Source organism: Bacillus sp. EKM208B, from assembly GCF_011800725.1.
Lineage (GTDB): Bacteria > Bacillota > Bacilli > Bacillales > Bacillaceae > Bacillus > Bacillus velezensis.
This window is the reverse complement of record NZ_JAANHO010000009.1, coordinates 60,352-81,378: the sequence shown is the minus strand read 5'-3', so window position 1 is coordinate 81,378 and position 21,027 is coordinate 60,352. Positions and strand designations below refer to the sequence as shown.

Sequence of the window (21,027 nt, the reverse complement as noted above, 5' to 3'; positions counted from 1 at the left end):
GGTCATTCTCCCTTCAAGATTTATAGTACGTTATCTGACTTGGCGATCAGCACCGCTTCAGTGCGGGAGCCGACATTCAGCTTGTTAAAAATGGATGTCAGGCTGTATTCAATCGACCGCTTGCTTAAGTGAAGCGCATCTGCGATTTCCTGATTGGTCAAACCTTTTTCGACCTCTTGGAGAATATGGCGCTCTCTCTGTGTTAACCGATCCTGTTCACTTTGAGGGGAAGAAGACGTTTTTGTTTTTTGCTGGGTCATCAGCTGTTTGAAATAGGAGAAATCAACTAAAATCTGTCCGTTGAGCACGTGATATATGTATTGCATGATTTTCTCTTTAGATTCGGTTTTGCTGATGGCGCCATGCAGGCCCGCGCGGATGGATTCTTCAAAATAATCTTCAACCTCATAGCCTGTGTAGACAATGATTTTACAGAGAGGATTCTCTTTTAAGATTTTCTTGGAAAGCTCTATGCCGCTGATGTCATCACCCAGATTTAAATCCATTAATATGAGATCGTAAGCTGAAAAATCATGCCGGAGAACAAATTGTTCACTGGCATCAGGACTGAGGCAATCGACAGAAAGATTCGTGTCCGTTTCCAGAATCGTCTTGGTGCCCTCCATGACAGCCGGATGATCATCAATCACTAGTATCTTTTTCATGGTTTCCTCCCTTTTACTCACTCATTTCCATTTTATTAAAAAGACTTGGCTTCTGCCAAGTCGATTTGGTGATAAATTGGTTACAATTCCATTTCAATATCCGCTTTAAAACCGTTTCCTTCACTTGTGTCGATTTTCATCCGTCCGTCAAGCGCACGGACGCGCTCCTTAATACCCGAAAGACCCATGCTCATCGACTGCCCGCCGCCTTCTTCCTGATTGCAGCCGACACCGTCGTCTTCATAATGCAGAATCACTTTATTTTGAATGCTGATCAGCATAATCAGCACCTCATTCGCCTGTGAATGCTTCATGGCGTTCGAAAGAAATTCCTGAATGATGCGGTACAAATTCAGCTGCGTATCCAAATCCAGCGCCGCCGTAAACCGGCCCGTATTCAGACGGATATGAAACGGCGCACGCTCCTGCTGCTGCGCGGCAAGCTTGGATACCGCCTTGACCAGACCCAAATCATACAGCAGCTGAGGACGCAGCTCATGGCACGTCTCCCGGGTCATCAAAATGACATCCGACATCTGCTCATTCATCTGATGAAGCTTGTCCTGCACCTCTAACTGGCAAGGCTCCTCTTTCTTAAAATCGGCCAGAAACAGCTCACACTGGCGCTTCAAAGAAATCAAGTCCTGCAACACTGAATCATGCAGATCACGGGCCAAATCCGACCGTTGCTTTTCCTCGATCGTAAACATCAGCTTTTTGAGCCAGACCGGGTTTGAGCCTTGTTGTTTCAGGTCTTGTAAATGGTTCATGAGTTCTTCGATCTGTATCACATTTTCCATAGAGACACTCGTATAGAAAGACAATGTCTTCAGCCATGAAATCTCATCTCGTGTCAGTCTCGGTGTATTAATAGTGGACAAACAAAGCAAAACATAAGAACTTCCCCCGCGTTCTCCTATCTTGATTAAAAAACCGCGGTTTAGCTCAATGATTTTTCCAATCTCTGAAGTAACTTTCTTAAATTCTTTTGAATACATTTCCCAGTCAGGCTCATTGTCCTTTTTATCATGATATAAAATGTCACCCTCAGAGGTAACTTCAAAGACATAAGCTTTACTGACAAGCAGAACATCCAGAATCGTCTTTTTTAGTTCTTTAAACATTTGTTTTAAAGATGTTATGCTTCTGATAAGCTGAGTATATTTGAATATACTATCTTGATAATTAAATTTTTCAGAAAAACGTTTTAACCGAAATTTATAATCCATTACTTCTTTAAAATAAAAAATGACAAATATCATAATAAAGAAAAATACAGTTTGCTGAGCAGGATTCATTTGTATATCTATTGACTCGAACCAAGCTGAAATCCCAACAATAAAAAGGGCTGGAACTAAGGCAAGCAAGCCATAGTACCTCATCCTGCCTAAAATGAATTCAATATCAAAAATTTTGTTAGCTACGAACTGGTATACCAACCCCAATGGGATAAGCACGAGCAGGGATGCCGCTGCCAACGCATCTAATATATAACTTCCTGTCAAAATAATTGGGATTACATAAAAAAGCAAAAAGGGCAAAAAAGAGAGCGTGTTTGTTAAAATTAAAATCTTAAGAATATAAGCATGTTCTGAATACTTGAATTTATACAGATGATAGAAAACAGATATAAATGCATAGAGAGTCACGAAGAAAAACGATACTAAATTTAAATTTGTTGTGAAGTCATATGAATAAATATGTCGAAACGGTTCGTTTAAGAGATTAATTATCGGTATGATATATAGAAAAGAAATCAAACGATTGGCAAATTTTTTACCTAATTCCTTGAAATACTCTTGAATAAACTGGAGATAAAATATAGGTGAGGCAATGAAGGTAAACAAATTTATATATCTGTTAAATTCATGACCTCTTGAGGGACCACCAGCACTCATATAAGCTATTGAGATATCTAACAGGAAGAGAATTAGGACATACCCAGCTATCGATTTTCTGGTTTGACTCACCTTTACAATATAAAATATACATATTAAACTCAAAAAATAAAATACAAGGGGCAGGACAAATAAAAAGTAACTGTAGTATCCATTTAAATTAACAATATCAAAATCATCTAAATGAATTTGCTGTCCATTTCTTTTTATATCTAAGCTTTTAACGTGATAGAGAGTATCCCCTTTTAGATATTTTAAAGATGGTTTTTTATTATTAATTTTGACAATCATATCACCTTGTTTTAAACCTACAAATTTTCCATACGAGGTTTTTGACATTTCAGCAACTTCGAGTACTTTATGCTTATTTTCTACAATTTTCGTGCCTACAATAATTCCATTTATGTTAATAAAAGCGACATAACAAACATAGATAACACTTAAAATAATAATGGATATTGTAAATGGCTTTATAAGCTTCTTCAAGATTTACACCCTTCGCTTATTATTCATTATCCCATTTTTTATTGTCCGCACCCATCATTAAATAATTCTCAAACCCTTTAATGATAATTTGAGTTTGTATAGAGTCATAACCGATAAGGCTAGCTTCATTGCTTTTCAGTTTCTTTAATACATCCGGATAATTCAAAAAATAATTTATTAAATTCTGCATCTTCATCATCCTTCTTATTATTCTTATTATTCAACAAGTGTTTTTTTATTATTTTTATCTTCTTTATATCTAAATTTAAATTTTCAACTTCAGTTTCACACTTATACATGTATAGTTGGTATAAAACCGAAACATATTGAGATGCTCCAGAATCATACAGCTTTTGAATAAACTCTTTTTTATTAAGCCGCAGTTGCGAATATAATTTTTGATCTGAGAATATACAAAGCAATTCTTGAGAAGACTTATTAAACAAGCGCTTAAGATATAAATTAATCAATGTATGTTTATCTTTCAGAATATCACTAGTATTATCCTTAAAAATAGCATGATAATCGCCGGAAATTTGTTCAAATATCCCTTTATAATAGGAATAACTTTCAACAGACTTATTGAATTCTCCAGTTGCTAAAAGCGTACCAGTAACATTTGCTAACGCAAATAAACTTCCGCATTTTAACTTGATTACCTCTAAACATTCATCTTCTGTCTTTGGTTTATTGATCAAATCATCATGTTGACCCTGCATTGCATCTTGAATATATTTTAATACATACTTAATCACTAAAGGATTCGTACTAATCGAATTAATGCTTTGCAATCCTGCTGTGTATAATGAAAATGCTGCACTTAATGCTAGTGAACGATCTATCTTCATCCAAGGAGCATCTCGATTATCCTCATCTTCCAGATCATCAATTATATCGGAAGTAAGTGTAAGAATTTCAATAGCGGCACCTAAGTTCACTGCGGTTTCTTGATTTTCGCCGTCAAAGATCACATAATGCAAAACAGCTGATTCAGCTAGAGAAAAATTTTTTTTTGGTTCAATAAAACTGAGAAGGAGCTGCATTAGATGTTCATTAAATATGTTCCGCTCTATTATACTCTTCATTTTATTCTTGATTTGGTCAGCATCTAAACACATTTGCTCAATAATTGTCTTCACCCTCCCATTCTATTTTACTAAATGCAGGTGATGAAAGACAGCAGGTTTTTCGTTTTTTAACAATCGTATAATACTTTATCCATGAAATGGATAAAAAATGCACAAAAAAAAGACTTGTTTCCAAGTCTTTTTAAGAAATTTTCATTGCATATGAGAATTTATCGAGCTGATCAATGCTTTTGTTAATGTTTCGTAATGAGTCGGTTGTTTCTCTGATATCATTTTCAAGTCGGAATAATAATTGCTTTACTTCTTCTAATTTGTTTTCCACCGTTTCCACACTCCTTTTTTTGAAAGATCAATGAATTGTGTATGGTGAACGAGTCCTAGGTATTTGATCTGTTACTAATAGTGTAAACGTTTTTGCGGGATTTTTCACCGAAAAGTATGTGTAAAAGTATCTGCGTGACACCGCAAACCGAGGTAATCCCATAGTCCCGAACGGAGCATTTAGCGAACAGGACTATATAACTACCAGAAAGGCAGACGTTTAGGATGAAGCAGACCAATCTGGCGGTTCTGCTGTTTTTTTAACGGTTTTCCGACAAACCGGCAAGGACTATAGTCCCTGCCGTCGCAATTTCAAAACAGAATGGGCGAACAACGTCGCATAACCACCGACAAACACCGAAAAGACCGCAACCCCCGCATTGTGGTCTTTTTGCATGTCATAACTCGTTATCACGCCGCCTATACTCATGTATAACGAATGTTTTCTCAGGAAGGAGGCCGCCGTATGCATTATGTGTATCCATGCTTCCCTGTTTTCGCCGCGCCATACCGGAATCCTGCGCCCAGTCCTCCGGTTCACGCAGATATTTTGACAGCGTCCGCAAAAGAAGCTGCGGGCATGCTGGAGGATGCGCGCCTGCTCCTTGCGCGGCTGTCGGCGTCAAAAGAGCTTGCGCGCCGCATCCTCACCGCAGCGCAATCATCTGACACCGCAGCGGTCAAGCGGCTCATTAAGCAGACCGGCATCAAAAATGATTTTGACGTGACGTATAATCCCGACGGCATCCGTGTCAGTCTGATCAGAGAGCAAAGCCGGTTTATCATCGCCCTCAGGTGGTCGGCTTAAAGCGGCTCAATCCACGATCAGCTGCCGGCACCATTCGATCGCCTGTAAGTAACATTCATACGCTTCTTCTTTGTTCAGTTCTTTTCCCCACTCGTCACAGTCCCAGTTGTTGCATTCAATGGCTTTGACGAGCGCGAGCATCTTATAATAATCGTTTTCATAACCGAGCAGCGCCTGTCCGACTTCATCGATTAAAGGCAGTTCTTTGATGATATCCTCCAGCTCCCTGTGGAGAAGCGTATCGATGAGCGAAAACATGCCGATCAGCATGTAAGAAGAGGGCTGGGGCCTTCCGGTTCTTTTCGCCAGCAGTTCGCACAGTTTGGCCCTGATTAAGGAAATCTTAATGATTTCTTTTTGGCTTGAGTGGCTTTTCGCCGTTAAATCTCTGAATGAAAGAATGTAAATCAAGCGCTTAATCTCATTCAGCCCGAGCATCATGATGGCCCGCTGGATGCTGTCTATCTTTTTTTTCAGCCTTGTTTGCGATCCGTTTAAAAAACGCAGAATCTGATACGATAAGCTGACGTCCCGCTCTATGTATTCCGTCACGCGCTTTATATTGGGCTGGTCATTGTTTAATTCGCTTAAAAGCTGGTAGTAAGAATGAAAATGAAACGTCAGATCATTTCCGCTGATGACACGCGGTTCACTGAAAAAATATCCTTGAAACAGGTGAAAGCCGTCTATGGCCGCCTGTTTATAATCTTTTCTCGTCTCCACTTTCTCCGCTAAATAAATCAGACTTTTACAGCTGTACGTCTGAATGATTTTTTTGCGCTCCAGACGCGAGGATTGCAAAAAGTCGATTTTTAAAATATCAATATATTTCATCAGCTGTTCCACTAACTCTTCATTTTCCGGATTGATGGCGTAAAAATCATCAAGTGCTAATGTATATCCTAATTTCTTCAGCTGTCTGCATCTTGAGATGAGTGCCGGAGTGATCGGTATGTCCTCAAGAATTTCGATAATAAGCTGGTCAGGATCAAAGGAGGTAGGGAGATCTGAAAACATCAGGCTTTCTGTAAAATTCACAAAGCAGCGTTTCCCCTCAGTCAGCTTTTCGATTCCGATGTTGATAAAGCTGTTAATAATGAGATCCGTCGTAGCTTTATCTCCGTCAGCGGCCGAATAACGGTTCTCTTCGCTCTCCCGGTAAAGAAGTTCATAAGCAACAACCTGTTCGTTTCTGTTGAAGATAGGCTGTCTCGCAACAAACACCTTCATTCATTTACCCCCTTAGATGCGGCCTTCGAACATAAGTATATCAAATAATTTGACGAAATTTGTCTAAATGTGAAAAATATTATCACAACAAAAAGGCCTTTCCAGAGAAAGGAAAGGCCGCTTTGTCTTCTATTCAAGTTCCCGTTTCAGCTCGCTTTTGATTTCATGAATCCGCTGCATCTTGTTGCTCCAGCAGTCTTCGCTTAAATCGACCGGATATTCTTCCGGCTTGCTGATCCGTTTGTATTCCTCCCACAGTAGTTTGAGGTTATCCTGCACGTATTGCTGGATGTCGGTAATTTCGGGATTATCATAGCATAAAACGCCGTTTTCAAAGATCGGCTCATGCAGGTCTTTCGCATAGAAATCAGTGACGAATTTGCTGACGAACGTGTGGACGGGATGGAACATTTTTAAACGTTTCTGATCATTTACCCGCTCGTCATAAAGCGCGATATAATCACCTTCCGAGTGGTGATTCAGCTTGTTGATAATCCGGTATACTCTCTTTCTTCCCGGCGTTGTCACTTTTTCAGGGTTTGACGAAATTTTAATGGTGTCGGTCAGTTTGCCGTCCTCTTCAATGGCGACAAGCTTGTAAACCGCGCCGAGGGCCGGCTGATCGTATGCGGTAATCAGCTTCGTGCCGATGCCCCACGTATCGATTTTCGCTCCTTGGGATTTCAGATTTAATATCGTGTGCTCGTCAAGATCGCTTGAAGCAATGACCTTTGCGTCTGTGAAACCCGCTTCATCAAGCATTTCACGCGCTTTTTTTGACAGGTACGCCAAGTCCCCGCTGTCCAGGCGGATGCCGATGAAGTTGATCCGGTCGCCGAATTCCTTTGCGACTTTAATCGCATTCGGCATGCCTGAACGGATCGTATCGTACGTATCTACGAGAAATACGCAGTCTTTGTGGGTCTCCGCATATTTCTTAAATGCCGTATATTCATCGCGGTACGCTTGTACGAGCGCATGAGCGTGCGTGCCGGATACCGGTATATTAAAACGCTTTCCGGCTCTTACATTACTCGTTGCGCTGAAGCCGCCGATCAGAGCCGCTCTCGCTCCCCACATAGCCGCATCCATTTCATGGGCGCGCCGCGTTCCGAATTCGAGGGCGTCTTCGTCACCGACAACGCCTTTAATGCGGGCCGCTTTCGTGGCGATTAATGTTTGGTAATTCACAATGTTAAGCAGAGCCGTCTCAATCAGCTGGGCTTCGATCAGGGGCGCTTCGACCCGCATAATCGGTTCGTTGTTAAAAACGAGCTCGCCTTCTTTCATGCTGTAAAGAGATCCGGTAAAAGAAAGATCCCGTAAATAATCAATGAAATCATCAGCATAGTGCAATTCCGTTTTTAAATAATTCAGATCGCTGTCGGTAAATTTGAAGTTCTCCAAGTATTCGATTGCTTTTTCTAAGCCCGCAAATACCGCATAGCCGTTTTCAAAGGGAAGCTTTCTGAAAAAAAGCTCAAAAATCGCTTTTTTCTCATGAATGCCGTCTCTCCAGTACGTTTCGGCCATATTAATTTGATAAAGATCTGTATGTAAAGACAAACTGTCGTCTTTAAAACCATGCTCCACCAAAATTATTTTCCCCTTCCTTACTCTGCCACTTGCGCTCCGATGCTGTTCTTAAAATGGGACAGGGCCCATTCATGCCCTTCCGGATTAAAGCTGGCCACAGCGTTTTGATGAATGACGATCTGAAAGCCCTTGTTGTAGGCGTCAACCGCCGTGTGAAGAACGCAGATGTCCGTGCACAGGCCCGCAAGATGCAGCTCAGTGATCTGCCGTTCCCGCAGTTTCAGCTCTAAATCCGTTCCCGCAAAAGCAGAATATCTCGTTTTTTCCATATAATTTACGTTTTTTGCGTGTTTATGTTTCTCATAAAGAGGCGATAGCCTTCCGTACAGCTCTTTGCCCTCCGTGCCGTTGATATTATGCGGAGGAAACAGGCGTGTCTCGGGATGAAAGTCATCGTCTGCATCATGCGAATCTACCGCAAAGACAACGTAATCACCGTTTTCTATAAATGCTTGCGTCAAACTGACAATCGTATCTTCAATCTGTCTCGCGGGTTCTCCGCAGGTTAATGCCCCGTTCTCTGCTGCAAAATCATTCGTATAATCAATGCATATAAATGCTTTTTTCATAGCCGGCCTCCCCGCCATTCATATGAAAACCATTATATCCTATCTCCACTTGTAAGTGAATTGGCATTGTAAAATGACAAACGGTGTTTTGCCCTTTTAAGATTTCAGGAGTGAGCGCTGAAAAATGTCATCCTGTACGTAAATGCCGTCAAGGTTCACGGCATAATCGGCGGCAAAAACCAGGCCGAGCGGCGTTTCGAATTGAAGGTCCGATATGACGGAGCTTCGGACACCGGCAAGTGCGGCAAGCTTCATATATGGTGAATAAGCATGATACGGGAGCCTTCCGTTTATATAGAGCACCGCGTCTTTTCGGCTTTTCAGCGCCTGTTTCACTTCTTCATAAGGCTGCTTTTGCAGCACCTGCCCCTTCGTCAGGGCAATGATGACTCTTTCACGCAGCGAGCCTAAAAATAAATGGCGTTCATCCGGTTTCGTCTGCAGAGGGCCGTACATCCCCTGCTGTAAATAAAGGTCAACCGTTTTGTCGCTCATCGGCCTGTCCCTCCTCAGCTTGTTTTACAATTATCTCCCCGGACGGGACGCGGTAAACCGCTTCGTTACATTTCAGCCACCCAATGGGAGATCTTGCCGGCGAGCTCTCCGGCGGGCTCTTCTTCAATCAGCTTGCTGAATGATTGTAAAAGCCGCTGCGCCAGCGCCTTTTTCTCTTCCTCATAGGAAATGATCGTGCTCCACTCAAGTTCCGGAACGGCTACAAGGGTATGCTGTTCTTTTTTATTTTCATGCAGATATACATCACCGATCATTCCGGACTGCACGGTAATATTCGCTTTTCTGATTTTCATAAAAATTCCCCTTTTATAAAGACTGATTCTATTATACTACAAAAAAGCGACAGCCTCCTAAAAGGAGGCTGTCACGCGTTAAACCAATCAGGTTCGTCAAACACATCGATGTCTTCAAAGCGCGTTTTGCTGAATTTATTAGTAACTTTGATAAAATCTCCGGAATGAAACGCCCCTGCCCCCGCGCCTGAGTGGTCAACGGCTTTGGGAGAAATGGCAAACACGTCACCGAAGCTCGCCGCAGCGTCTCCGGCTAAACTCATAATATAAATCGGTCCCACAATTGCAGGCATACCCACACCTCCGCTTTTCTTTACAGCATTTTATGCGCTGCATCGGGAGTTGTGCCCGTTTTTATTTCGGCTTGCGGCTGTCTTCGAGCTTTGACCGCTGACGAAGTTTGATAAGCCGGACGATATTTAAGACAAAAGCTTTTAAAACCGCGTAAACCGGCACGGCCAGAATCATTGCGAGAATGCCGCCGAAACTGCCCGCTCCGATAAGCAGAAGAATAATGGTGAGCGGGTGGGTATTCAGCCGTTTCCCGATGACAAGCGGAGAAAGCAGGTTCCCGTCAAGCTGCTGGACGACAACGACAACAATAACGGCAAACAGCGCCTTAGCCGGCGAATCCATAAACGCGATAATCACCGCGGGCGCCGCCCCGAGAAACGGCCCCAGGTACGGAATGATATTGGTGACGGCGATCACCATCCCGAGAATTAACGCATACTGCAGGCCGATGATCCAATATCCGATAAAGCATGCCGTTCCGACAAAGAGACAAATCAGCAGCTGGCCTTGGAAATAGGCGGCCAATGTGACATATAAGTCGTTAAATATTTTCCTGCCTTCCGCCCGGTAGGAAGAAGGCAGGATTTTGACCGCCAAGAGCGGAAACCGCCGGCCGTCCTTCAGCATATAAAACAAAATGAACGGAACGGTGATCACGACAAGCGTGATATTCGTAACGACGCCGAACACGGCCGACAGGCTTGCCGTAATATTTTGCGGAAGGCTTTGTAAAAATCCCGTCAGAGACTGCTGGATTTTTTCTATCGACACATAATCCTGCGTCATCATCCACGTAAACCATTTGGAATGGGATAATTGCGCCGTCAAGACTTGAATCTGATGAATGTAATCAGGGAAATTGTTAATCAGCCCCGTGACCTGGGAAGCCACAATCGGTCCGATGGCGGTGAACATAAAGGCAATCAGGCCGATGAAAACGAGATAAATGAGCAGGATCGCCAATGTCCGGGGGATTTTTTTCTCAAGCAGGCGCACGATCGGATTAAAAATGAAAAACAAAATGCCCGAGATCAAAATCGGGAAAAACAGAGTGGTGATAAAACCGAAAAACGGCTGAAAAATAAACGAGACTTTCGTTGATACGTAAATAATGAGCAAAACGAGCAAAATTTGCAGCGTCCAAAAATGGACCTTTGATTTCAACAAGCGGTTTCCTCCTATTGTTATGTGAACTTGTACTGTGATTGTACCAAAAAAAGCCGCCGTGCATCTATGTATCTCAAAAAGAAGACGCACCGGGGTTCTATAGGGCCGCCTCCGGTTTGCGCCTTATTCGGGCTGTTACACGCGTTCGGTATAATCAGGCATGACGGAAACCACATGGCGGTTTCTGATATAAAATACACGGTCATGCGTTTCTTCAATGGCGATGTGATCCGGAGTGGCATCAATCAGCCGTCCTCTGATAATGCGTCTGACGGTTTGAATAATAAACCTTGAGCCGATAAGCTTATGGATGGTCTGATAAACGTAAGGGTCCACTAACGAGACGATTTGCGGGCTTCCTTGATGGGCCATTTTCGCTGATCCCCTTTACTATGTTTTCCTTCAGCATATGCAGCGGACAAAGGCTTTGACACAGTACGTCTATCGGAGCGGAAAAGGTGTTAGTGAGCATGCGGAGTTATGTAAGGGGAAAAGGCCGCATGAGTGGCCTAGACTGAGCTTCTTATGGGATATTGGGCTTGGTCAATTAACTGATCAAGCTTTTGGATTTGTTTGAGCGCGGCCGTGTGATCCATTTGGCGGTAATGGTGATGTCCGCCGGGTTCTTCATCGAGTTCATCCGCTTGTTTCACGATTTGCTGGAGCGTATTCTTGTCCAGTTCGCCTTCAGGCAGATAGGAATCGGTGTGAAGCAGAATCGCCAGCGCAATGTCCTTCGCCGCTTTCGGTTCTTCACCGAGCCGGATGAGCAGCTTATGCGCCCGTTCCGCGCCTTTAATGGCATGGATATCGTTTCTTCTGTACTTTTCATAATCCCATTTGCCGTCTGTGTACCATTCATAATGGCCGACGTCATGCAGTAAAGCCGCTTTCGCCGCCAGATCCGGGCTGACACCTGCTTTTACGGCAAGACGGTATGCATGAAACGCGCAGGCGATCGCATGGGCGACACCGGAACGCTGTAAATACTTTTGTGCGATTGGATGGGTGAAGACATCCATTAACGTTACATTTCTCATGGAAACCCCTCCTTATTTATATTTTTAGAATCCTAACATAAATCGAGAAGAAACTCAATTCATCTGATACATTTCTTATACCCCTTATACGTTGTTTCATTCATCATATGCCGCCGGACTCCGAAGTGATTGTACAAACAAAAAAGAGCAGCGTGAACGCTGCTCTACAAAAATTCTTTGATATCGTATATCCGTCCGTTTTCCGGCTCGCCCGCGATCAGTGAGTGAATGACGCCGGCGATGTATTCAGGACTTCTGAGGTTTTTCGTTTCTTTCAGATTGCGGAACCGTTCGATGTCATGAAAATCTTCTTTTGACGAAGAACGGATGACAGCCTGCATGTCTGTATCCATCACTCCCGGCGAGAATGATATCATGCGGACCGGCAGCTCTTCATCTTCCTGTTCAAACCCGAATGTTCTCGTAAACATCTCAAGCCCCGCTTTTGAGCTGCAATACGCGCTCCAGCCTTTATAAGGATTTTTCGCCGCGCCCGATGTGATGTTGACAATTGTTTTGCTGCCGCTGAACGCTTCGAAACGCTTTGTGAACATTTGGCTGAGCAAAACGGGCGCCGTCAGATTAAGGGTGTAATGACGGTTCAATTCTTCGGCGGAAGCCTCTTTCGCCCGCTTGATCGGTTCCACCATTCCGGCATTGTTGATCAGTGTGACGGCGGAGTACCCCTTCTCCTCTGCTTGATCAAGAATCGCCTTCATCTGCCGCCCGGTATCTGCCAGGTCGGTTAGATCAACACTGTATTCTGTCAGTCCCTCGCGCTTTTCCCCGCTTATCGTTCTTGAAAGCGCGGCGACTTCGGCTCCTTCTTGAAGCGCCTGTTCCGTAAGTGCCCGGCCCAAGCCTTTTGACGCGCCTGTTATAAGAAAAAACTGCATGAAACTCCTCCTTTTTTTCTTATTTTACGGGCTGTCTTCCCGCAAACACAAGCGATTCGTTTACCGCTTTGCCTTTTCCTGCGCCGTGACTTTCGGGATCAGATAGATCATGGCCGCAATCCCGAGGAGGATCAAGACGGCATAAATGACAGGCAGCAGAAAAGAAGTCTTTTTCTCTTCCGTTTCCATATCTGCCGAGGTACGCCTCACCGCCGGCTCGGCAAATGTGATACCCAGTTTTTTCGATTGCGCTTTGATCGTATTCGGCTCCGTGTCTGACGATGTAAACAAATTTGATATCAGTTTGTCATCCGGGTTTTCGGCCGGCTGATCAAACGTGATATCCTTCTGTTCTTTCGGAAGCGCCGTTTTTTCCTCAGAGTAGGCATCGTCGTGCAGGTAATCCGTACGAATTTCAATGTCTTTCTTTTCATATTCATTCGGCTTGACATCAGTATTTTCCTCATTCGCGGCTGCGGCTTGGGGAAGGAAAAGGAAAAAGGAGAGAGCAAACAGCAGCAATCCTTTTTCCATGAACGTGTTACGCCTCATAAGACTGATCACTTTCCTCCGTTTTTTCCGCAAACAGCCGAATGACGAGCGGAAGCGCCGCCGCAATCAGCGTAATGATCGCAAGAACCGTTACCCCCATCGCAAACAGATGGCCCGTTCCGTATTGAATATCGATATAGACTTTCGAAACCGGACTGTCAAAGGTGAAGTTCGGCATAATCAGGTCGATCAAAGGCGCCACATAAAAGAGAATGAGCGCTGATGATGCGATCCATCCGGTAATCGAGCTGAAGACAAAGGCTGCCCGGATAAAAGCTGAACTCGCCGCAAGCAAGAGAATCGTAAAGACTGACCATTTAATCGTCTGATCGTCCGGAAGCGAGTAGATATTCAGACCGAACAGACTGATCATCAATCCGACCATAATGTTTAAAATCCCAAAGAGCGCGCCTTTGACAAGAAGCGGCGCCTGCTGATAATACGAGCTGAAATAGCCGATCAGAAGACTGCTGATCAGGACGATCACCAAAATGACGACCGGCGGAACATTCTGAACCCGGTCTTCCGGCACCTCTCCGCTGATTTTAAGCGGGTTGGCGAGATAATCATAAACGTAGCCGTTTTCCTGTCCGTCAACGAGCGCGTTCCCTAAAATGCCGTACACGTCATTTCTGATCAATTTCGTGGAATTGACGTTTTTGCCCCAGTTGCTGTTCAGGGTGTCCGCTTTTTGCTGGACGTCATTTACGCTTTGCTGCATATTGTCGGTATAGCTGATGATGCCGGACTGGCGTTCTGACAGATGGCCCATCGTGTCAGACATTTGCAGGACTTCGCGGCCGACGGTATCCTGAGCGCCGAGCGCCATCGTTCCGGTTAATCCGTCTCCGCTGAATGCGGCCGCTTCCTGCACAGCGCCTTCAGCCAGCTGATCGGATGCTTTCGCCGCGCTGTCTGAAATGCTGGCGAGCTCATCGAGCACTCCGGCTTGTTCATCTCTGATATACGAGCTGTAGTTATCCGAGTATTCGGTCATGCCTTTAATGAAATTGCTGATGTCTTCATCTGTCTGCATCTTGTTGTTTTTCAGGTTTTCCCAGCTTGCCGTTTCCACCGGTTTGATGGCGAGAACGGTTTGAACTTCGCCTTGCTGGGCTTTCAGCACCCTGTTTTTCACATCAGGCAGCGAGCCCGCGTCAAGAGAGTGATAGAGTGTCGCCTCATACAGGGATAAATCATTATAGTAACTCATTAAATCGGATATTTCTTTTGTATTGATATCAGCGGCAAATATCTGTTCAAGAGCAGATTTGCGGCCGCTATCCAATGACGGGTAGTTCAAAATGTTCTGTTCTGTTCTTACAATCATTCTGTAAATGGTATTGAAGTCTTGTTTTCTCTTTTCTACTGTTTTTTCAAGATCTTCCTGTAATTTCTCCGCCCGTTTTTCAACTTTGGCAATCTGCTTTTTAAGGCCTTGGATTTCTTCATCAAGAGCATCGAGACGTTTTTTCAGTTCTTCATTATGAGTCTGCTGTTTCTCTTCCAGCTCTTTTTCAATTTGCTGAATCCGCTCTGCGGCTTGGTTCAGCCTTTCTTTCGCCTCAGATATGTCTGTGCCGCCGTCCCCTTCAGAATCGTTCGGATCGTCCGCCGGCTCATCAGCAGGCGGAGTGACGTTTTTAGCGGCTGTCGCGGTCTGGACGGTTTTTGGCTCCTGATCGCCTGTGTTATCAGAAGCAGGCTGCTCTTCTTTTGTGCCGTCTTCCGTTTTTCCGTCTTCTCCGGGATTCGTTCCGTTATTCGGATCGGTATCGCCGGAGTTTTCACCGTCATCGCCTTGGCCCGGGTTTTCGGGTTCCGGTTTTTCTTTTTCCGGTTCTTTTAATCCGTCAGAAATGTGATTGATTTCAGCGGAGATGCGTTTTAACTCGTCACGCTGATCGTCAAGGTCAATTTTCAGATCGCCGGGTTTTTCTTCTTCCGGTTTTTCTTCTTCTTTCGGTTCATCCGAGCCGTCATCCCCCGGGTCCTTTTCCGGAACGGTTAATGCCTGCCGATCCCTTTTCATAAGGGTTTGGATGCTGTTCAGTGTTTCAAATCTTGCTTGAGCTTTATATTGAGTCAAATAATTGTCCAGTAAATTGGATTGAATATTCGCCATCCCGCGTTCCTGATCAGGAACCTGCGCTTCTCTCACCTGTTGGGCGGCAAAAAGAGCCGATCCCGTCTGGGCAAGCTGTGTCTGCGCCTGGTTTATGCCTGAAGACAGCCCGCTCATCATCGTGCTGAACTGGTTGGCGGCCTGCTGTGCTTTAATGGCATTCAGTCCGGTTGTGATTTGCTTTTGATTTTGTTCCTGCGCGGCCATCAGCAGTTTTTTCTGATTTTCTTGATATTGTTTATAGCGCTCGACCGTATCGGCAAAGTCTTTGAGCGTGGTTTTGGCTTCATCTGCCGAGGTCAATTTTTCTTTTGCCGCGCCCTGCGCTTCATTCATTGATTTTTTCAGTTCGTCAATCAGGTCTTTTTGCCGTTTGATTTCACCTGCCAAGTCATTGGAGCTCGGCTTGTAAAAATTGTACATAACGTTTTGAAATTCTGATTCTTTATTGACGATCTTGTCAAAATCGCCTCGGACATTGTTCACTTTTTGTGAGACGAAATTCCAATATAATGCCGACATTTTTTTATTCATTGATTTTTGGGCGTCTTCTAGCTCACGCTGCACTTTTTCTTTGTTGACGGCGTTCAGGTTGCTTTGAATATTGAATGTCAGCGTGGCTTTTTGCGGACGCTCCTTGTCATAGCTTAAGATATCTTTTGAAAAATCGGATGGAATGTAAACGACGGCGTCATACTTCTTAGCCGCCAGGCCGTTTTCAGCCGCGCTCCTGTTGACAACCGTCCATGAATAATCCGGACGGCCGCCGAGAGCGGCCGCTACTTCTTTGCCGAAATGGACGGATTCCTCTTCCTCATTTTCATCTGTTTGTAAGCCCATGTCTTCATTCACGACTGCGATTTGGCGGGTGGCGTTGATTTTTTGTTTTCCCGGGTCATCGCCGATAAACCGGAAAAACAGCACCGGCAGCAGCAGAATGATGACGACCGCGGCTATTAATTTGATCAGGCTTTTTCGTTGTTCAGTCATCTGACGGCCTCCCTTTCCGCTGAACATAAAGGTATTTGGATTTTTTGCTCCTTCCCGTTTTCAACCAAATAGCCGAAGCCCGGCTGAATGTCCGGTTCCTGCCTTTGGTAAGGCAGCGGAATGACATTTTGTTCGGATTTTTTCACAAGCAGCATCGCGTGGCGGATCTGTTTCATTTCCGTCGTTAAGGAATCATAGCCTTTTGAGAATTCGCTGTGATTGCCCGCCGGAATAAAACTGAAGCCCACATGCGCGTAAGATTTCATAAACATCGCCAGTTTGTCCTGAATGGCGGTGTCGATCGTCTGCTGGAATCTTGTAATGCCGTCGGCCATTAACACGACCGGAGAGAAACTGAGTTTGTGCACATCGCCATTTTTGACGGCCTGCGCATACTGAGCTTCGCGCTCCGTGAAAATGGCTTCTGCCGTTTCGATCCACTGCCGGACGTCTTCTTTTGTGTCCAGATAGCTGACCTTTGTTTCCTGCGCATACTGCGACAGTCCGCGGTCAATCGAGTCAAACAGCCCGACCCGTTCCGTACCTTCACGCAGCAGGTGATTCAGCATCACTTTCAGGATGTTTGTTTTTCCACGCTGTGTCTGGCCCAAAATAAGACAATGTTTATTTTTGCCCAGATCAAAGTACACAGGGCTGACCTTTTCCTCATGAAGCCCGACAGGAATGCGGAACGGTTCTTGTTCCGGGCCGAGACGGAGTGAAAATTCGCCGGCCGTCAGCCTATCCGGAAGCATCGGAATCGGGTCTGGGCCGGCTGTTCCGGCGTGGCGTTCAGCTAATGCTTTGACATCGGCTTTCAGCGCCTGGAACATCTCGAGGTCATTTTCCGCTTCAGCCGGAAGAAACATTTGCGCGAAATACAGTTCTTCTTTTTGGATCATGACGCGGCCCGGGATCGGTTCGAGACTGAACGGCGGACGCCCGTAAATGGAGTATCCTTCTGACTGATCCATTAAATAATGGACGACTTTCGTTTTTATGTTGTTTAACAGCGACTGGCGGACGGCGTTTACCCTCGTTGCGGTCAGCAGGAAGTAAATGCCTAAGCTTTGCCCGTCGCGTGAAATCTGGATAAATTCGCTTTCCAATTCATGCATTTCATCTTTTACGATGTCGAAATTGTCAATTGTGATAAATATAAACGGCAGCTCTTCTTCACTGAGCGAATTGTACATTTTGATATGGCTGACTTCTTTTTCTCTGAACAGCCGTTTCCGCCGCTCGATTTCTTCCTTGATGCGGATCATGAATTTTTCGATCTTTCTCATTTGATCCATTAAGAAATAGTCTGCGGTGTGCGGAAGCTTTGCCAATGGCAGAAGCGTGCCGTTTCCGAAGTCAAAGATGTACATATGAAGCTCTTCCGGCGTGTATCCTTCCGCGAAGTTCATCAGGAAGGTGATGGCAGCCACTGACTTGCCGTAGCCGGATGAGCCGAAAATGCCGATGTTGCCGTCATCCATCATCGTATAAGCGAGAGGCGCCTGTCTTTGCTGATCAGGCTCATCCACGCAGGCGATGAAGAACCGGTCTTTTTCCTGCGCAGGGTAAAGCGTGCGCGGGATACGTTCGGCAAGCGGCGGAAGCCACGGGCTCGGCAGCTTTTCAATGCCCATTTCATTTTGAATCCGCTCGATTTCTTCGACTACGGCTTCTATTTCTGCCGGGGCGTCTTTTTTCGCCGCATCATCCGCATCCACCTCAGACAGCGGAATTAAGCCGGTATCGGTAACGATGGCAATGTCATCCTCGGTGCCGTATACATCTTCCATGTAAGGGGCGCCGCTCCAGGCAGACTGGAACTGCTCATACACTTCGTTATTTCCGACTTGCAAGTAGCCGCGTCCGGTGACCGTAATATTCGCCGCATCACTGTTTTTCAGGATTTCTTTACTGTCACTTGCATCCTGCACTTTCAGCGCGACCTTAAAGCGTGAGTTGCTCCATATTTGGTCGTCAATGATGCCGCCCGGCTTTTGCGTGGCGAGAATTAAATGCACACCAAGGCTCCGTCCGATGCGGGCCGCGCTGACAAGCTCCCTTATAAAGTCAGGCTCTTCGCTTTTCAGCTCGGCGAATTCATCTGAAATCAAAAACAGGTGCGGCATCGGAATATCCGTTTCTCCCTGTTTATACAGCTTTGTATAGTCATTGATGTGATTGACGCGATATTGATCAAACAGCCGCTGCCGTTTTTTCAGCTCGCTTTTAATGGATGCAAGCGCCCTGATACTGAAGTTTCTGCTTCCTTCAATATTCGTGATGGTTCCGAGAAGGTGCGGTATCTTGCGGAACGGCTGGGCCATTCCTCCGCCCTTATAGTCAATCAGCAAAAACGCCGCTTCATGCGGGTGGAAATGAACGGCCAATGACAGGATGTACGTTTGCAGAAATTCACTTTTCCCGGAGCCGGTCGTTCCCGCCAGCAATCCGTGCGGCCCGTGCGCTTTTTCATGCAGGTTTAAATAGACGATGTCGTCTTTTCCTTTATAGCCGATCGGAACAGCCAGCGATTTTGCAGACTCACTTGTCTCCCACTTCTGCCTGATGCCGATTTCTTTTACTTCCTTCGCATGAAACAGCTCCAGAAATGAGACCGTTTCAGGAATGGAATTCGTCATTCCGACCTGATGGTGCAATGTCCGAAGCGTCCGGGAAAACCGCTCGTTGTTTGTCCGTTCGTGCCTGTCCAGCTTAAACGGGATCTGTACCGCTTTTTTCTGCTGAATGAGAATGTCTCCCTCATCTTCATTAATGTAGCGTACGAGGGTGTGAATGTTTTCCGCCAGGCTTTCCTTCGTTTCCGCGGCGATGATTGCCGAGATGCCGAGATGCTCATGCCGGCCTTCGATGTATTCTAAAATGACGTGCTCTGCGATCAGCTGCTGATTTGTGATGACAAAGACAAAATGCGGCTGGAAGATCTTCTTTTCTTTATCTTCTTCCAAATCCCGCTCCCGCAGCAGCTCGTAAATGGACGATAACAATTGATCGCGGGTCTGTTCATTGTAAATAAATCCTTTCGCATACATATGAGGCAGCTGAAATTGCGGCAGCCACTTCATCCATTCCCATTCCTTATATTCGTCCTCATGAAAGATAAAGACAAATCGCAGGTCATGGTAGCTGTTGAAGAACGCGAGCTGGCCGATCAGCTGGTGAATTTCATTTTTGACGATCTGGGGTTTCCCGACAAGCCCCATCGGCCCTTCTTGTAAATCAACGGTCACGGGCGCATGGCGGATATCTTTATACACACGCTGCATGTGCTGCGACTGCTCCATCAAGTCATCCACATCACGGTTCGCCAGGTCTCCGCCGCTCATTGAAATCTCGTAGCTTGCCGGGACCGTGCCCGTTCCAAGCCGAAGCATCAGAAAATCCCTGCTTTCCAGCGATTTCTCCCAAATGCGGCCGCTGATTTCAGAAGTTAAATATTTCATTTTTTCAAACGGGGGAAAATGATGCGTCAGCACTTGCAGCTGTTTTTCCGACAGCGTCTGAAGCTCTTCCCGTTTGCTTTCCAAATACTGCTTGTACACACGCTCCCGTTTTTCCTCCCGTTTTTTCCGCTGGTTTTTTTCACGGAAATACTGCACGGTGGACGTAATGAGAGTCATCATAAACATCGCCAAAGAGACAAGGATGAATATGCCCCTCGGCTGTATAATGGCGACAACCCCCATTACAATCAGCATGACCAAAGGAGGCAGAATGACGAGCCACAGCCCCCGGTTATTCTGTTCGCTTTCCTGCGAGGGAAAGCTGAATGAAACGCGGTCTTCTGGAAGATCGTAGACCATGCGCGGCGTTCTTCGATATTGCGGGTATTTCTTTTTCATTTCGGTGCTTGGTTTTACCGTTTTGGTTAAACCGGTTTGAAGCTTTTCGTGATGAACGACTTCTAAAAGGTCGTCCTCCGTCAGCCTCACACGCAGAAAATTCCACAGCAGCTCATCTCCCGTGCGGAGCCTTTCGGGAGCTTCTGCAAGCTTTCCGTTCACATAAACGTCCTGGCCATCAGGGACGACAGACCAGCATCCTGCCGACTTTCGCAGATAAAAAGCCCCTGTTTGAGCGGAGGACGGCTCTTTGTATATATCCGCTTCCTCTGTTTCTGATGAGAAAACGATCTCATCCTTCCCGCCGATAAAATAGACGGAGGATTCTTCCCGGTCAGGGGTGAGCAGAAGCCGCATCGTCTCTTCTTCAATCCGGCAGGGCATTTCATTTCCTATTGTCAATTCGCCGGCACAGTTATTTCCCAGGAAAACATCATAACGATCTGTTTCTTTTCGATAAAGGGTTGCGGCGTTTTGCCGTAACGGAAGTGTGCCGAACGTGATTGTATCTTTCATATCCGGACCGATCGTAATCGGCTGAGACGGCGGGAGTTCAGACAGCTGAATCTTTTGTACGTGCTCTCGGTAAAAGACCCATAACAGACTCATATGGCGAACCTCCTGACAGCC

The 21,027-nt window shown here is 45.4% G+C and carries 18 protein-coding genes; 1 reads left to right on the top strand and 17 read right to left on the bottom strand.

What is annotated here, in order from left to right; all coding sequences use genetic code 11:
- Positions 1-20: 20 nt before the first annotated feature.
- The 4 genes from comA to degQ form a co-directional block, all read right to left on the bottom strand.
- Positions 21-665 carry a two-component system response regulator ComA gene (comA, locus tag G9F75_RS15850; protein ID WP_014418762.1) on the bottom strand — a complete coding sequence of 215 codons (645 nt, stop codon included), beginning with the start codon at positions 663-665 and terminating at the stop codon, positions 21-23.
- Between the two features lie 80 nt (positions 666-745).
- On the bottom strand, positions 746-3,049 hold the full coding sequence (locus tag G9F75_RS15845) for a sensor histidine kinase (protein WP_021495364.1): 2,304 nt from the start codon (positions 3,047-3,049) through the stop codon (positions 746-748).
- Between the two features lie 125 nt (positions 3,050-3,174).
- Positions 3,175-4,134 carry a class 1 isoprenoid biosynthesis enzyme gene (locus tag G9F75_RS15840; RefSeq protein WP_233662477.1) on the bottom strand — a complete coding sequence of 320 codons (960 nt, stop codon included), beginning with the start codon at positions 4,132-4,134 and terminating at the stop codon, positions 3,175-3,177.
- Between the two features lie 184 nt (positions 4,135-4,318).
- On the bottom strand, positions 4,319-4,459 hold the full coding sequence (gene degQ, locus G9F75_RS15835) for a degradation enzyme regulation protein DegQ (protein ID WP_003152043.1): 141 nt from the start codon (positions 4,457-4,459) through the stop codon (positions 4,319-4,321).
- 465 nt (positions 4,460-4,924) lie between these two features.
- Here degQ and G9F75_RS15830 point away from each other — a divergent pair, with 465 nt between their 5' ends.
- Positions 4,925-5,266 carry a YuzC family spore coat inner layer protein gene (locus G9F75_RS15830; RefSeq protein WP_014418765.1) on the top strand — a complete coding sequence of 114 codons (342 nt, stop codon included), beginning with the start codon at positions 4,925-4,927 and terminating at the stop codon, positions 5,264-5,266.
- 6 nt (positions 5,267-5,272) lie between these two features.
- Here G9F75_RS15830 and G9F75_RS15825 read toward each other — a convergent pair whose 3' ends face one another.
- The 13 genes from G9F75_RS15825 to essC all read right to left on the bottom strand — a co-directional run bounded on the left by G9F75_RS15825 (position 5,273) and on the right by essC (position 21,006).
- Complete coding sequence (locus G9F75_RS15825) at positions 5,273-6,496, bottom strand: EAL and HDOD domain-containing protein (protein WP_121984662.1); 1,224 nt, start codon at positions 6,494-6,496, stop codon at positions 5,273-5,275.
- A 129-nt stretch (positions 6,497-6,625) separates the two neighbouring features.
- Entirely contained in the window at positions 6,626-8,092 is a 1,467-nt protein-coding gene (locus G9F75_RS15820) for a nicotinate phosphoribosyltransferase (protein ID WP_014418767.1), read from the bottom strand.
- A 17-nt stretch (positions 8,093-8,109) separates the two neighbouring features.
- Positions 8,110-8,661: a cysteine hydrolase family protein gene (locus tag G9F75_RS15815; protein WP_003152033.1), complete on the bottom strand. Its 552-nt coding sequence runs from the start codon at positions 8,659-8,661 to the stop codon at positions 8,110-8,112.
- Between the two features lie 96 nt (positions 8,662-8,757).
- The gene (locus tag G9F75_RS15810; RefSeq protein WP_003152031.1) at positions 8,758-9,156 is read right to left on the bottom strand and encodes a YueI family protein; all 399 of its coding nucleotides are present in this window, start codon (positions 9,154-9,156) and stop codon (positions 8,758-8,760) included.
- 65 nt (positions 9,157-9,221) lie between these two features.
- Positions 9,222-9,470, bottom strand: coding sequence for a YueH family protein (locus G9F75_RS15805; protein ID WP_003152028.1), 249 nt, complete (start codon positions 9,468-9,470; stop codon positions 9,222-9,224).
- A 71-nt stretch (positions 9,471-9,541) separates the two neighbouring features.
- Positions 9,542-9,763, bottom strand: a complete 222-nt coding sequence (locus tag G9F75_RS15800) for a spore germination protein (protein ID WP_014418768.1) — start codon at positions 9,761-9,763, stop codon at positions 9,542-9,544.
- A 61-nt stretch (positions 9,764-9,824) separates the two neighbouring features.
- On the bottom strand, positions 9,825-10,931 hold the full coding sequence (locus tag G9F75_RS15795; protein ID WP_014418769.1) for an AI-2E family transporter: 1,107 nt from the start codon (positions 10,929-10,931) through the stop codon (positions 9,825-9,827).
- A gap of 135 nt (positions 10,932-11,066) precedes the next feature.
- Complete coding sequence (locus tag G9F75_RS15790) at positions 11,067-11,303, bottom strand: DUF2642 domain-containing protein (protein ID WP_014418770.1); 237 nt, start codon at positions 11,301-11,303, stop codon at positions 11,067-11,069.
- Between the two features lie 137 nt (positions 11,304-11,440).
- On the bottom strand, positions 11,441-11,971 hold the full coding sequence (locus tag G9F75_RS15785; protein ID WP_007613450.1) for an HD domain-containing protein: 531 nt from the start codon (positions 11,969-11,971) through the stop codon (positions 11,441-11,443).
- Positions 11,972-12,135: 164 nt separating this feature from the next.
- Positions 12,136-12,867, bottom strand: coding sequence for a (S)-benzoin forming benzil reductase (locus tag G9F75_RS15780; protein ID WP_021495370.1), 732 nt, complete (start codon positions 12,865-12,867; stop codon positions 12,136-12,138).
- Between the two features lie 60 nt (positions 12,868-12,927).
- Complete coding sequence (gene essA, locus G9F75_RS15775) at positions 12,928-13,401, bottom strand: type VII secretion protein EssA (RefSeq protein ID WP_021495371.1); 474 nt, start codon at positions 13,399-13,401, stop codon at positions 12,928-12,930.
- Positions 13,402-13,408: 7 nt separating this feature from the next.
- Positions 13,409-16,534: a type VII secretion protein EsaA gene (gene esaA, locus G9F75_RS15770; protein WP_167409227.1), complete on the bottom strand. Its 3,126-nt coding sequence runs from the start codon at positions 16,532-16,534 to the stop codon at positions 13,409-13,411.
- Positions 16,531-21,006, bottom strand: a complete 4,476-nt coding sequence (gene essC / locus G9F75_RS15765) for a type VII secretion protein EssC (protein ID WP_167409226.1) — start codon at positions 21,004-21,006, stop codon at positions 16,531-16,533. The genes esaA and essC overlap by 4 nt, the downstream gene beginning before the upstream one ends.
- Positions 21,007-21,027: the final 21 nt, after the last annotated feature.